This is a genomic window from Methylobacterium sp. C1 (assembly GCF_001854385.1).
Taxonomy (GTDB): Bacteria; Pseudomonadota; Alphaproteobacteria; order Rhizobiales; family Beijerinckiaceae; genus Methylobacterium; species Methylobacterium radiotolerans.
On record NZ_CP017640.1, the window covers coordinates 4,726,573 to 4,739,232 of the forward strand.

Consider the following 12,660-nt stretch of genomic DNA (forward strand, 5'->3'; position numbering starts at 1 on the left):
GGGGGCGCCGTGTCCCTCGATCGGTGTCGCATGGACCGGGCAGCGCTGGTCCGAACGGCAGGGTTTGACCGTAAGCGGCTGATACGCCTCGGAGAAGGACTGCCGGAAAAGCCGATTGTCTCCTACCGATCCGCCCCAGTCACTCAGCTGACGAGAACGACAGCCGGGAAGCGGACGCGACCCGTTGCGCGTCCGTCCTGCGCGCACCGGTCGTCACGGGGGTTTCTGTCGAAGCGATCTTTGAAGCGGCGAGCGAAATGCGCCTGGTCGGTGAGGCCGCAGTCGTAAGCCAGCATGCCGACCGCGGCTGCGAGCGGGGGCGGGTCGAGGCCCGGCTCGCCGAGGTCAGCCGCGACATGGGCCTTGGCACGCTGGACTGTGGCGTTGCCGTGCATGGAGCGCGGCACCTATCCGGTCACGAGACCCGCCACGATGAGGCCGACGCCGACCGACGCCCATCGACGCCGATCGACGCTCGGCTGCGTCAGGCGCGAGGCATCGGCTGACCTGTATCAGCTCGGTCAGGAAGCCCGTTGCCGAGGCGGTGCGAGCGAGGTCAGCACCGATCGTCAGCCCGCTGTAGAGACGGGCCGGGCCGAGGAAGGATTCCCGCCAGCACGACTCGACAGCGGCGCGACGCTCGGCCTGCCGCAGCCGGGTGACGTCTCGTTCACCCTTTCTGTGGCACCAGCGCACGCCCGCTGGTCGTCCCCGCGGCCTGGGGCTCAACCACAGGAGGTCTGACCATGTCGCACCTGAAGATGCTCGCCGCTGCAGCCGCTCTCGTTGGCGGTCTCGGCCTCGCATCCGCAGCCAGCGCTGCACCTCTTGCGCCGATCGGTGCTGGAACCATCGCGGGCGACGCCCACGTCACCAACGCTGCTATGGGTTGCGGTCCCGGCTTCGCTCGTGGCCCCCTCGGTCGATGCCGCCCGATCGCCCGCGGCTTCCGGCCCGGTCCGCACTGCTTCGTGCGCCGGACCCCGGTCGGGCCGCGGCGTATCTGCCGCTAAGGTATACTAAGATTACTGCCGCGCCGGGGCATCCGGCGCGGCGCGCTTCGGCGACGCTCGGTGACCTCATCGAACTGCGCCGGCAGGTAGGAGCGGCCCGGCACGTCGAGGGTCTCGGTAGCGGCTGGCGCCAGTGTGTCGGTCCAGCGGTATCCCCGCGCCCGTACGGACTTCGCGGTGGCGCTACGCTCGCGCTCACCCTTCACGACGAGGCGCCGCAGCGCGTCGGCGGCAGCCGCGATGGGCGTCGTCGCTGAACCCCCGCCGAATGGTTCCGCGGTGCAACGTGCCCTCTCGCACCGCACAAACCCCGGCGATCGGGCATCTTCCCGTCAGACGGCTCTGCAGGGACTGACACACAGCCTCGCGCCGCACGGAAGAATTGCCCAGCATGGCTCTGAAGATCTTTTCCTACGCGATGATCGGCGCCTTCTTGGGCGGTCTTGCCATGACGGTCATCGGCTCCGCGGGGGTGCTGATGGGCCTCTGAGCCCCCGAGCCGGGTCGGAGACTGAGCCGCCGGCAGAACAAGCGACACGATCAGCGGCGGGGTGCGCGTCCCGCCGTTCTCGTGTGCCGCGTCAACGCAGATCGCAGCACCGCTCCGCCCGCCTCGCCCGCGGCCATCTCGTCGTCGGTGCGACGCTCGGACCTACTCTGACGCTCGCTGTGTTACTCCCGAACACGGAGAGCGTCCCATGTCCGACAAGCCACGCACCTCGAACACGCAGGATCTCGCCAGCACCGAGTACGATGCCGAGCGCTGGGCCAAGGTCGGTGCGGAGCAACAATCCCTTCCACCGATCAGCCCTAAAGCGCCGTCGGATCCAGTCGATGGCCCGGAAGTCGGCTTGACGCAGAAGGGCACCGACGCGGACGCGGTCGTGAAGCGTGAGACCGAAGTGTGAGCGCTCAGGTCTGCGCGCAGGCTCCGAGCCTCGCGGCGCAGTCCGCCCGAGCAAGTTGGCCGAACGGGGCGCCCCGCGTCGCTCTTCCGGCTCCCGCTCCTGGACGCAACAATCGGAGCAATCGTCGCGACATCCGGCCTGACCATAAGGCCGCCTCGAAACAGCCGAGCTGACGAGGGAGGCCGCGATGACCAAGCCCATCACCCTGACGAACCGCTTCGCCGACGCCGTCGTGACGGCAGCCGTGGCTTTGAGCCTGATCATGCACGCACAGGTCATGATCCTGCCGCCGCACTTCGTCTGAGCTTTCGCCGCGGGCCATTTGGCGCGCGGTCTCGATGCCGGCGACAAAGGCGGCCTGCTCGCAGGGTGCCATCGCCCGAGCCTCGAACGAACGGGAAAAGCCCCACCGCGCATCGAGAGCGCGGCAGGGCCAGCGATGTCCTCTGCCTTGTTCGGACTACGCGTCACCCCGGCACTCGGCCAGCGGGCCCGTCGGCAGGCTGATGACGTGCGACATGGCGGCCCCGTCCCAGGCTGCAGAACGGGACAGGGCGGTGCGGCTGCCAGGATCTGGCGGCATCCGGTGGCAGCCAGCGCGTCGAAGGCGCGTTTGCCGTTCCGACAAGGCGGAATCTGCCAATCGCGTCCGTGTGGAGGCATACCGCGAACCTGTCGGAATGCAGCCTGTCCCGTTTCAGCACGCCGTTGCCTTCCGAGCGGCAGGCCGTAGGTTCGAGCCCTCCCGGGGCCGCCGGCAACCTCGGGCGCGCGGCCCGTTGCGCCGGCGGCCGTTCCGGCGCGCCGGCTCCCGGATCGGCGGGCGCCATCCAGGATCACTCAGGGAGCAGGTGTCCATGATGATCGGCGGTTCTCTGCGCGGCGCCCTCGTGGCGGCGGCCTGCCTGTCGGGCAACGCGGCGTCGGCGCAGGTCTACGGCAACTGGACCGTGGGGAGCGGCCAGGGCTACGTCGAGTACATCGTCCGCAGCGGGCCGAGCAGCAGCGTCAACATCAGCTGCGACGAGGGCGCGACCGGCGAAGGCGAAGCGAAGCGGACCAGCATCTTCATCGAGATCGCCGGCAAGGCCCCGCCGCCGCGCTCGACCGTCGACGTGCTCACCGACGGCGAGCGCCTGCAGCTCGACACGGATGCCCAGGGCACGATCCTCACCGATTGCCGCGCGTGCGCGGACCGATTCGCCGCGCTGTGGTCGCGGCTCCGCGCGTCCAAGCAGATGATCGTGGCCCTCGCGGACGGGCGCCGGGCCGCCTTCCGGCTCAGCGGCGCCGCGAAGGCGCTGGAGCCGAAGCACTGCGCGACGGGCTTCAAGAGCTGACCCGAGGGTCGGCCCGCAGCGACGGATGCGCGCCGGCGAGACCGACCGGTGCCTCTCAGGATAAGGCAGCCGGGCTTGTCCCCGGGACTTCCCCGGCCGGCGGCGAAGGGCCCGCCGCCTGTCGGTCCGACAGGCTCCGCTTCCAGCGCGCCCGCAGGACGGCCGGCCGGACGCCGTGCCGCTCCTCCAGGAACTCGGCATCCGTGATCCGGTCGGTGCGGAAGTGCCGGAACGCCCCGCGCAGCTCGCACCAAGCCGCCACCATCCGGGCCTCATCGAGGAACCCGACGATCACCGGCCAGATCAAGCGCTGGCTCGGATCCCCGCGGACGTCGCGGTACTGGATGCGGATCTTGCGGCCCTCGCGGATCCAGGCCCGCGCGCGGGCGACGTCGATCCCGTCCGCGGCCTGCGCGAAGGCCGTCGGCGTGCCGATCGACGGATCGGCGATGAACGGGCGCAGGCGCTCGGGCACCACGGCGGTGATCTTGGCGATGAGATCGCGCGCCGCCTTGGCGAGGACCGGTTCGCCCCGGCCCGCGACCCACTGCGCGCCGAGGACGGCCGCCTCGATCTCGTCGGGCGTCAGCATCAGCGGCGGCATGTCGAACGCCGCGCCGAGCACGTAGCCGAGCCCGGCCTCACCCTGGATCGGCACGCGCTGGCCGACGAGGTCGGCGACGTCGCGGTAGACCGTGCGGACCGAGACCTCCAGCTCCCGGGCGATCTCGGCGGCCGTCACCGGGCGCGGGGAGCGCCGCAGGATCTGGATGATCTGAAACAGTCTGTCCGCGCGACGCATCGTCCGACTCCTGCTGACAGAATGCTGTCAGCAGGGCGTCCCTACAAGTCCTCCCGCCACGGCCATCCCGCGCGCCGTGACGACAGGAACCGCGCCATGATCACGCTGTACCACGCCCCGCAATCGCGCTCCTCGCGCATCGTCTGGCTGCTGGAGGAGCTGGGCGTTCCCTACACCATCGCGCCGGTCTCGATCTTCCGGCCCATGACCGGCGAGGGTGTGCCGGACGACGCCAACCCGCATCCCGACAAGCGGGTCCCGGCCGTCCTGCACGCGGGCGCGCTGATCGCGGAGTCCCAGGCCATCGTGCTCTACCTGGCGGAGACGTTCCCCGAAGCGGGTCTTGCCCCGGCGGTCGGCACTCCCGAGCGCGGCGCGTACCTGACGTGGCTGGCCTGGTACGTCGCCGAGTTCGAGCCGGCGCTGTTCGCCGGCCTGACGGGCGAACTCGCGGGATCGCCGCAGAAGCGCCGGAACCACGAGGCGGTGGTCCGCCGCCTGGAAGCCGCCCTGGCGCGCGGCCCCTACGTGATGGGCGACCGGTTCTCCGGCGCCGACATCCTGATCGGCAGCGCGCTGGGCTTCGGCCGCACGGCCTTCCCGGCGAGCGCGGCCTTCGACGCCTATCTGGAACGCTGCCGGGCGCGCCCGGCCGCCCGGCGCGGCGCGGCGAAGGACGGCGCGTCGGGACCGCAATCCGCCTAGCGCGGACCGAGAGCGCGGCCGTGGCGGCGCGCGCGCGGCGACGCTTCCGGACGGCACCGGCGACCGCAGGTGTTCCCGGACACGCCGGGCCTGAAAGCTCGGGCGTACATCGGGATCACACCGCGAGCACGGTCGCGAACCCGATGGAGACGACGATGACCTGGACGAACCGCATCACCCTGGCCGCGACCCTGATCGCCGGCGCCATCGCCCTCGTGACCTACGCGCAGGCCCTCAGCCTGCCGGCGCATTTCGCGTGAGCGAGATGCGCCCGGCGGCTGCCTCGCTCACCGGGGGAGCCTGAACCCGCGCCGAACGGTTCCGCGGCGCAGCGTGCCTCTTCGCACCGCACGCGCCCGGCCGATCCGGCATCATCGTTGCAGATGGTGATCCCGGGTCTCGCCCGAGACCCGCTGCTCGATGAAAGGCGTGCACGACATGGTTCTGAAGGGTTTCTCCTACGCGATGATCGGCGCCTTCCTGGGTGGCCTCGCGATGACGGTGACCGGCTCGGCCGGGGTGCTGATGGGCTTCTGAGCCGCGCGGCGCGGTGGCCCTCGGGGCTGCCGAAGCGACGGACTGCGTGAACGGCGGGGTGAGAGCCCCGCCGTTCTCACGTGCGGGGTCCGGACAGCGTCGCGGAGCCGCGCATGCCGGCCGCGCCGCGCCGGCGGCCGCCGCCGGCGGCGAGGTCCGCGGCCGGCCCGGTCACGTCGATCAGGCCGCCTCCCTGCGGGTGACGACCAGGGCCCAGATCGTGGCCGGGATCCATCCGATGATCGTCAGGTGGAGGATGATGCAGAGGATGCCCTGAAACACCTTTCCGCGCAGGAACATGGCGAGCCACGGCGCGAGGAAGCAGATGAGGATCATGAGCATGGGGGCGACGGGTCTCCGCGTTCGTGAGCGAACCCGGATCGCGGCGGCTGGTTCCGGACGGCCGAGCTCCGGCCGCGGCCGGGCCTAGGCGCCGGACCGCGCGCTCAGACGCGCCCGGAGACGCGAGGCCCGGCCGGAACCGTCGATGCACTCGATCCCGCCGCCGGCGTTGAGCGTGTGGAGACAGCTGCCGGGCCATGCCGGGCCGGGTTCGATCCGGTTGAGGATGGTCTGGGCGAACCCCTCCGGATCGAGCCGGTCGATGCGCGCCAGCGACAGGGCGCGGCCGTAACCGTGGGCGCAATCCTGGACCGGCCGGATCAGTGCCCCGTCGCGCGCGACGATCCGGCCCGCGGGCCGCGCGAAGGACGGGTCGACCAGCACGGGATTGGCCGGATGCGGCGCGTACGGCCCCCGGAAGTCGGGCGCCGACCAGAGATGCAGCGCGTCGTGGTGGCAGCCCGATCCCGGCGGGGCGCCGACGGGCGCGTCCCGAACGGTGGCGAACATCCACCAGCGGCCGCCGTGCTCGAGGAGCGTCGCGTCGCTCGCGACGACGCCGGAGAGGAGCGTCGCCTCCTTCACCCAGCCGCCCGGATAGCGCGTCGCCCGGTAGAGGTCGACCGTGCCGGCCGCGGAACTCTCCGGCACCATCCAGACGGAGCCCGCGCGCGCGAACACGAACGGGTAGGAGAGGTGGTACGGCTCCTCCAGAACCGGGACGGGCGGCCCCTCTGGCCCGTCCGCTCCGAAGCGGACCGCCGAGATGATCGCCTTGCCGGTCGCGTGCGGGAACTCCTCCACGAAGACGTGGGTCGTCCCGTCGACGGCCAGGGGGAACGGGTCGGCGTAGAAGCGCCGCCCGTCGTCGGGCAGGACCTGCCAGCCGTCCGCGGGATGGCGGCCCAGCGCGACGAGGTCCGGCCCGCGGAGGGCTCGCCACCCGGTGCGCCAGTGCGGGGCGTGGTAGCACAGCCTGTACAGGCGGCCGACGAGGCTCCGGGCGACGAGCCGCGCCGGACGGGACACCGGGATCCGCACCGCGCGGACGGGCACGGCCGCGGCCGCGGCGGGCGTCGCCGCGCCGGGCCGGCCGGCCAACCGGTCCCGCAGCGCGGCGGCGACGATCGTCGCCGTGCGCGTCAGGGCGTCCTCGAACGAGAGGGCGATGGAACCCCGGTAGTCCGAGCCGAGGCGGCCCGCGGCGACGGCGGTGCCGCCTTCGAGGAGCTCGAGCTGCGGGACGCGGCCCGCGAGCAGGCTGGCGAGCAGGCCGGTCTCGCCGAGGCCGCCGTCGTAGGCCACGCGCCAGACCGGGCAGGGCGCGACCGCGTCGCCGCACAGGTCGAGCACGAGGTCCGGGCTCGCGGGCCGGCTCCAGGCCGCGAGATCCGCCGGCGGCACCGGCCGCGACCCGTTCGGCGCCAGCCGGAAGATCAGCGCCTCCAGCCGGAACAGCAGGTCGGCCTGCGCCGGCCAACCGTCCGGACCGGGCGCGGCGTCGACGCTCACGGCCGCGAGACCGGGCAGGCCGGAGAGCCGGTTCAGCAGCGCGACGTGCCAGCGCCGCGGGTTCGCGCCGTCGAGGCGAACTCTCACATGCATGGCGCCCCGGTTCCCCTCGCGCGGTCGGTCAAGACGACTGTCGAGTCCATCTATTTTCCCGGTGGTAACAGGAGTCATAACTCCGGATCGGGACTCGGAGATTGCGGGCAGCCGGAGGCGTGGCCCGGTTCCGCGCGCCGAGATCCGCTCTCGCGGCGGTCGGAGATTGCCGGAACCTTGCCGGGTTGCGCGGATCGGCGGCGGGATCGATCGGGATGGCCGTGGACCCTCCAGCGGTCCCCCGGCGCCGGGTGTGGCACGCTTGTCACAGCCGGCGTCGACCGTAGATCTCGATGCAACCAAAAGGCCGCCGCGTTGTTATCGCGCTCGCCCGCGTAAAGCGCGCTGTATTTCCCCGCTCGAACGCGTCTTGACGGACGATTTACTCCGCCATCTCGGGCCTTCGACAGGCGGTGTGACCTCAAAACTACAGCCATTTCCCCCGGTGATCGGTAGCTACGCCGCCAGATCACACATTCGGGGAACCGACATGACCAAGCTCCTGGCCTCGCTGGCCGCCTTCACGGCCCTGACCGCCGCCGCCTCGGCCGCCGACCTGCCGCGCCGCGCCGCCCCGCCGCCGGTGTTCACCCCCGTCCCGGTCTTCACCTGGACCGGCGCCTACTTCGGTATCAACGCCGGCTACGCCTTCGACGCCAGCGACCGCAACACCGGCAACACCTTCGCGGTGCCCTTCCCCTACGCCGCCCCCGGCACCGTCGCCTCCTTCCGCAACCGCAGCCAGGACGGCTTCTCCGGCGGTGGCCAGATCGGCTACAACTGGCAGATCACCCCGGGCTCCGGCGTCGTGATCGGCGTCGAGGCCGACGCCCAGTACCTCGACTTCGGCCGCAATCGGAACAACGCCTTCGTCTCCGGCGCCGTCGCCCCCGGCTACTACCTCACCGACCCGCGCGGCCTCTCCAGCCTCGACTTCTTCGGCACCGTGCGCGGCCGCCTCGGCTACGCCTTCGACCGCACCCTCGTGTACGGCACCGGCGGCTTCGCCTACGGCTCGGGCAGCGCCGACCGCTCCTTCGGCGGCTACGCCGGCAACGACAGCTTCCGCACCGGCTGGGCCGTCGGCGGCGGCATCGAGTACGCCCTGCCCACCGACTCGTTCCTGAACTTCTTCCGCTCCTCGGCCGTGACGCTGAAGGTCGAAGGCCTGTACGTGAACCTCGACCGCAACACCCGCAACCAGGGCGCGTTCGTCATCAACGCCGCCAACAACTTCCCGGTCGTCTACAGCGGCATCGGCCGCCGCTCCGACGAGTTCGCCGTCGTCCGCGCCGGCCTGAACTACAAGTTCGGCTCGTACTGAGACCACACCGCGACGGTCGCATCGCGACCGTCGCGCCGGACCGAACACGCGCGGGGCCGCTTCCGAGAGGAGGCGGCCCCGTCGCCGTTCGGGGCGGCCGGATCGCGGCCCGGCGCCGCCGGTGCTCGCGAGCGCGGCGACGCGGAAGGTCGACGGCTCGCGGCCGCCAGACGTCCTGCCGGCCCGCGCTCGGGCCTCAGCCGATCGCCCAGAAGAGCGGCAGGGCGCCCGCCAGGAACAGCGCGGAGGAGATGAGCACGGCGGCGCGCTCGCGATGGCGGAGGATGAGGGCGTGGGGCTGTGCGAACATGGGATGGCGGAGCTGAGGGAGCCGGATCGGAGGTGCGCGGTCACGCTGGCATCCGAACCTTGACGGATCGGGGGCAGGGCGCGCCATCCACAGGCCGTCGGCGGCGGGTGTCGCGGCCGTGCCACAGAGGCGGCGGCACGGCCGCCGCCGGGGCCCGCGCCGCGACCGCGACGATCGTCCGGGCGTTCGGGCTGTCGTCCGGCCGCCGGAGCGGCGCGGCGCGCCTCAGGCGACGGCCGCGTCGGGGCGGCCGGGCGGCACGAAGGTCTCGGGCGCGTCGATCTGCTCGGCGAACCGCTCGATCGGCTGCGGCTTGCTGATCAGGTAGCCCTGGGCCTCGTCGCACGCTTCCGCGGCCAGGAAGCGCATCTGCGCGTCCGTCTCGACGCCCTCCGCCACGACGCTCATCCCGAGGCTGCGGCCGAGCCCCAGAACCGCCCGCACGATCACCGCCGCCTGCGGGCTGACCTCGACATGGCCCACGAAGGACCGGTCGATCTTGATCTTGTCGAAGGGGAAGGCCTGCAGCGTCGCGAGCGACGAGTAGCCGGTGCCGAAATCGTCCATCGCGATGGACACGCCGAAAGCCTTCAGACGGCGCAGGATGCCGAGCGCCCGCGCCATGTCGTTGATGATCAGGGTCTCGGTGATCTCGAGTTCGAGCCGCGTCGGCGCCAGGCCCGTCTCGGTCAGGATGGCCAGGACGCGCTCGGGCAGATCCGCCTGCTGGAACTGGCGCGGCGACAGGTTCACCGCGACCTTCAGCGGGTGCGCCCAGCGGGCCGCCTCCCGGCAGGCGGCGCGGAGCACCCACTCGCCCAGCGGCAGGATCAGCCCGCTCTCCTCCGCCAGGGGGATGAAGGCATTCGGCGGCACGAGGCCGCGGGTCGGATGCTCCCAGCGCACGAGCGCCTCGAACCCGAGCAGCCGGCCGGTGCCGGTACTCACCTGCGGCTGATAATACAGGATGAGCTCGTCGCCCTCGATCGCCTGGCGCAGGTCGCGCTCCAGGTCGCGCCGGGCCGCCTCGGCCTCGTCCATCGCGGGCTCGAACACCCGGTGGGTGTTCCGGCCTTCGGTCTTCGCCCGGTGGAGGGCGAGATCGGCGCGGCGGAACAGCGTCTCGCTGTCGAAGCCGTGGCTGGGCGCCTGGGCGATGCCGACGCTCAGGCCCACCTTCAGCCGCCGCTTGCCGAAGGGGATCGGCGCCTGGACGGCCGCGATCAGGCGGGCCGCCAAGGTCTCCGCGCGGGCGGGGTCGTCCGCATCGGCCACCAGTACGGCGAACTCGTCGCCGCCGAGGCGCGCCACCATGTCGTCGGCCCGCAGCACCGCGCGGATCCGATGGGCCACCGCCCGGAGCAGGAAGTCCCCGGCCGCGTGGCCGAGGCTGTCGTTGACGGTCTTGAAGCGGTCGAGGTCGAGGCACAGCACCGCGCAGGCGCCGCCGTTCAGGTGCAGGTCGGCGAGCCGGATCTCCAGCCGCTCGTAGAACAGGGCGCGGTTGGGCAGGTCGGTGAGGCCGTCGTGGCGCGCCATGTGGGCGACCTGCCCCTCGGCGGCCTTGCGCGCGGTGATGTCGATCTGGGTGCCGATGAAGCGCAGCGCGCGGCCGTCGGCGGCGCGCGCCACCACCTTGCCGCGCGTCATCATCCAGGCCCAGGAGCCGTCCTTGCGGCGCATGCGATGCTCGGACGCGTAGGTCGGCGCCCGCCCGCTCAGGTGCTCGACCAGGGCCCGCTCGGCCGCGCCCGCATCCTCCGGGTGGAGCAGCGCCCGCCACGTCCGCGCGTGGCTCGCCAGTTCGCCGGGCTCGTAGCCCAGAACCCCCCACCAGCGGTCGGAGGACCACGCCTCCCCGGTCGTGAGATCGCAGTCCCAGAGCCCGTCGCTGCCCGCGTCCTGCGCCAGGGCGAGGCGCGTCTCGCTGACCTGCAGCGTCTCCTCGGCCCGCTTGCGCGCGGTGATGTCCGTGAAGGTCCGCACCGCCCCGCCGTCGGGCAGCGGCACGGTGCGGATCTCCAGCACGGTCCCGTTGGGGCGCTCGCGCTCGTAGGTGTGGGCGCGGCGCTCCAGGCCGCTGTCGGCGACCCAGCGCTGCAGGGCTTCGCTCGCCTTCCCGAACTCCCCCTGCGCGATCTGGTATTGCCGGACGGCCTCGAAGGTCGGGCGGGACCGCATCAGGGCCAGCGGCAGGTCGAGCAGCGCCAGGGCGCGGGCATTACAGACTTGAACGACGCCGTCGGCGTCGATCATCATCAGCCCCTGATCCATGGCGTCGAGAACGGTGTCGAGGAGCTTCGCCTTCTCCCGCAGCGCGACCGTCCCACTGTTCATACCCGGGGATCCCAATCGTCCGCCTGAGCGAACATTCTGCTGGACGGTGCGAGCTCCCACCGGCGCGGACGGTACCATCGGGGAGCTTTCCGGATTCTTTCCGGAGGACCTGTGTTCAATCGCTGCGTGCATTTCCGGGCGGCGAACCGCGGCGTGGTCGGGACACGGGCTCCCGGCGCGCCGTCCCGGCCCTTGCCGGACCGCCCGCGGAGCCCTCTGATGGGGCGGCGCGCAGCGGGGACCGGGCCATGGCCGTGAGGCGGATCGTCACCAACATCCGGGCGACGCAGGTCGAGGCGGCGCGGTCCTTCTACGCGGACGTGCTCGGCCTGGAGGTGGTCATGGATCACGGCTGGATCCTGACCTTCGCGGCCCCCGGGATGTCGGCGACGCCGCAGATCAGCGTGGCCAGCGCGGGCGGCTCGGGCACGCCGGTTCCCGACATCTCGGTCGAGGTCGACGACCTGGCGGACGTCCTCGCCCGCGTGAGGCGGGCCGGCCTGCCCGTGCTGTACGGCCCGGCCCGGGAGCCCTGGGGCGTGGAGCGGTTCTACGTCCGCGACCCCTTCGACCGGCTGGTCAACATCGTCGCCCATCTCGCGTGAGGCCGGGCCGGCGGCTCACTCGGCCTCGTCCCGGACGAGGGAGATGCAGGTCCGCACCATCTCCTCGAGCCGCAAATCCTTGGTGTCCCCGATATTGGCGGTCTCCTCCAGACAGCGCATGAAGTACGCCGCGTCCAGCTTGGGCGACAGCGTGCGGAAGGCCCGGCCCATCCGGGTCGAGAAATCGATCTTGTCGGTCGCGCTCGCCCGCGGCCACAGCGAGGCCTTGTCGTCCACGGTCAGGCGGGCGGCGTCCGCCGGCAGGATCGCGCACGCCAGGGCCACTAAGACGATTATAAGCTTGGTCTGCATTGTAAATCTCCGATCCTGCGGCGTAGAACTGCGTAACTCTGCGCAGCGGTGACGGTCGACGGACGCGCTGCTCTTGCGACGGGATGGGAGAAGCGATGCGCGCGGTCCGTCTTTCCGGCCTGGTCTCGGCCGGCCTCCTGGGTCTTCTGACGGCACACGCTCAGGCGCAGACCGCGGCGCAGCCTCAGCCCCAGGCACAGCCCCCGATGCAGGCGCAGGACCCCGCGGCCGCCGATCCGCGGCGCAATCAGGCGGCGAAGCTCGCGGGGCTCGCCGGCTTCGTGAACCTCGAATGCCCCGGCCTGCGGAGCGATCCCGCGCGCCTCAAGCAGACCGTCGAGGCCCTGGGCGTCGATGCCGCGAGCCTGGAGACCGGCGACCTGCACCTGACCGCGACCCGCTACATCGCGGCCTACCAGAAGGACGTCGCGGCCAATTGCCGGAAGGCCGAGGCGACGTTCGGGCCGCAGGGATCGATCATTCCCGGCCTGGTCGTGCCGCGGTAGCCCCGGCCCGCTGT

12 protein-coding genes are annotated in these 12,660 nt (G+C 72.0%); 6 read left to right on the forward strand and 6 right to left on the reverse strand.

The window, feature by feature from the left end:
- Window positions 1-143: 143 nt before the first annotated feature.
- Window positions 144-395 carry a hypothetical protein gene (locus tag BKE41_RS21910; protein WP_071000104.1) on the reverse strand — a complete coding sequence of 84 codons (252 nt, stop codon included), beginning with the start codon at window positions 393-395 and terminating at the stop codon, window positions 144-146.
- Window positions 396-1,711: 1,316 nt separating this feature from the next.
- Here BKE41_RS21910 and BKE41_RS21915 point away from each other — a divergent pair.
- Both BKE41_RS21915 and BKE41_RS21920 read left to right on the forward strand, forming a co-directional pair.
- Window positions 1,712-1,921, forward strand: a complete 210-nt coding sequence (locus BKE41_RS21915; protein WP_012321104.1) for a hypothetical protein — start codon at window positions 1,712-1,714, stop codon at window positions 1,919-1,921.
- Between the two features lie 857 nt (window positions 1,922-2,778).
- On the forward strand, window positions 2,779-3,261 hold the full coding sequence (locus BKE41_RS21920) for a hypothetical protein (RefSeq protein ID WP_012321105.1): 483 nt from the start codon (window positions 2,779-2,781) through the stop codon (window positions 3,259-3,261).
- Between the two features lie 55 nt (window positions 3,262-3,316).
- Here the strand turns inward: BKE41_RS21920 and BKE41_RS21925 are convergent, their stop codons facing one another.
- A complete protein-coding gene (locus BKE41_RS21925) occupies window positions 3,317-4,063 on the reverse strand; it encodes a YafY family protein (protein ID WP_071000105.1) in 747 nt (248 codons plus the stop codon).
- Window positions 4,064-4,159: 96 nt separating this feature from the next.
- Here BKE41_RS21925 and BKE41_RS21930 point away from each other — a divergent pair, with 96 nt between their 5' ends.
- Window positions 4,160-4,768 carry a glutathione S-transferase family protein gene (locus BKE41_RS21930; RefSeq protein WP_024828921.1) on the forward strand — a complete coding sequence of 203 codons (609 nt, stop codon included), beginning with the start codon at window positions 4,160-4,162 and terminating at the stop codon, window positions 4,766-4,768.
- A 717-nt stretch (window positions 4,769-5,485) separates the two neighbouring features.
- On the opposite strand, the gene BKE41_RS30490 is transcribed toward BKE41_RS21930, so the two are convergent.
- Entirely contained in the window at window positions 5,486-5,647 is a 162-nt protein-coding gene (locus BKE41_RS30490) for a YqaE/Pmp3 family membrane protein (protein WP_107645312.1), read from the reverse strand.
- 84 nt (window positions 5,648-5,731) lie between these two features.
- The gene (locus BKE41_RS21935; RefSeq protein ID WP_071000106.1) at window positions 5,732-7,252 is read right to left on the reverse strand and encodes a formyl transferase; all 1,521 of its coding nucleotides are present in this window, start codon (window positions 7,250-7,252) and stop codon (window positions 5,732-5,734) included.
- 490 nt (window positions 7,253-7,742) lie between these two features.
- Here BKE41_RS21935 and BKE41_RS21940 point away from each other — a divergent pair, with 490 nt between their 5' ends.
- The gene (locus tag BKE41_RS21940) at window positions 7,743-8,576 is read left to right on the forward strand and encodes a porin family protein (protein ID WP_071000107.1); all 834 of its coding nucleotides are present in this window, start codon (window positions 7,743-7,745) and stop codon (window positions 8,574-8,576) included.
- Between the two features lie 535 nt (window positions 8,577-9,111).
- On the opposite strand, the gene BKE41_RS21945 is transcribed toward BKE41_RS21940, so the two are convergent.
- The gene (locus tag BKE41_RS21945) at window positions 9,112-11,223 is read right to left on the reverse strand and encodes an EAL domain-containing protein (protein WP_012321114.1); all 2,112 of its coding nucleotides are present in this window, start codon (window positions 11,221-11,223) and stop codon (window positions 9,112-9,114) included.
- A gap of 248 nt (window positions 11,224-11,471) precedes the next feature.
- On the opposite strand from BKE41_RS21945, the gene BKE41_RS21950 reads away from it, so the two are divergent.
- The gene (locus BKE41_RS21950) at window positions 11,472-11,828 is read left to right on the forward strand and encodes a VOC family protein (protein ID WP_012321115.1); all 357 of its coding nucleotides are present in this window, start codon (window positions 11,472-11,474) and stop codon (window positions 11,826-11,828) included.
- Window positions 11,829-11,843: 15 nt separating this feature from the next.
- Here the strand turns inward: BKE41_RS21950 and BKE41_RS21955 are convergent, their stop codons facing one another.
- On the reverse strand, window positions 11,844-12,140 hold the full coding sequence (locus tag BKE41_RS21955; RefSeq protein ID WP_012321116.1) for a hypothetical protein: 297 nt from the start codon (window positions 12,138-12,140) through the stop codon (window positions 11,844-11,846).
- Between the two features lie 95 nt (window positions 12,141-12,235).
- Between BKE41_RS21955 and BKE41_RS21960 the strand changes: the two genes are divergently transcribed.
- The gene (locus BKE41_RS21960; protein WP_058607828.1) at window positions 12,236-12,646 is read left to right on the forward strand and encodes a hypothetical protein; all 411 of its coding nucleotides are present in this window, start codon (window positions 12,236-12,238) and stop codon (window positions 12,644-12,646) included.
- Window positions 12,647-12,660: the final 14 nt, after the last annotated feature.

Coding starts and splice junctions, on each gene's coding strand:
- BKE41_RS21910 (WP_071000104.1), bottom strand. CDS start 395: ATGCACGGCAACGCCACAGTCCAGCGTGCCAAGGCCCATGTCGCGGCT.
- BKE41_RS21915 (WP_012321104.1), top strand. CDS start 1,712: ATGTCCGACAAGCCACGCACCTCGAACACGCAGGATCTCGCCAGCACC.
- BKE41_RS21920 (WP_012321105.1), top strand. CDS start 2,779: ATGATGATCGGCGGTTCTCTGCGCGGCGCCCTCGTGGCGGCGGCCTGC.
- BKE41_RS21925 (WP_071000105.1), bottom strand. CDS start 4,063: ATGCGTCGCGCGGACAGACTGTTTCAGATCATCCAGATCCTGCGGCGC.
- BKE41_RS21930 (WP_024828921.1), top strand. CDS start 4,160: ATGATCACGCTGTACCACGCCCCGCAATCGCGCTCCTCGCGCATCGTC.
- BKE41_RS30490 (WP_107645312.1), bottom strand. CDS start 5,647: ATGCTCATGATCCTCATCTGCTTCCTCGCGCCGTGGCTCGCCATGTTC.
- BKE41_RS21935 (WP_071000106.1), bottom strand. CDS start 7,252: ATGCATGTGAGAGTTCGCCTCGACGGCGCGAACCCGCGGCGCTGGCAC.
- BKE41_RS21940 (WP_071000107.1), top strand. CDS start 7,743: ATGACCAAGCTCCTGGCCTCGCTGGCCGCCTTCACGGCCCTGACCGCC.
- BKE41_RS21945 (WP_012321114.1), bottom strand. CDS start 11,223: ATGAACAGTGGGACGGTCGCGCTGCGGGAGAAGGCGAAGCTCCTCGAC.
- BKE41_RS21950 (WP_012321115.1), top strand. CDS start 11,472: ATGGCCGTGAGGCGGATCGTCACCAACATCCGGGCGACGCAGGTCGAG.
- BKE41_RS21955 (WP_012321116.1), bottom strand. CDS start 12,140: ATGCAGACCAAGCTTATAATCGTCTTAGTGGCCCTGGCGTGCGCGATC.
- BKE41_RS21960 (WP_058607828.1), top strand. CDS start 12,236: ATGCGCGCGGTCCGTCTTTCCGGCCTGGTCTCGGCCGGCCTCCTGGGT.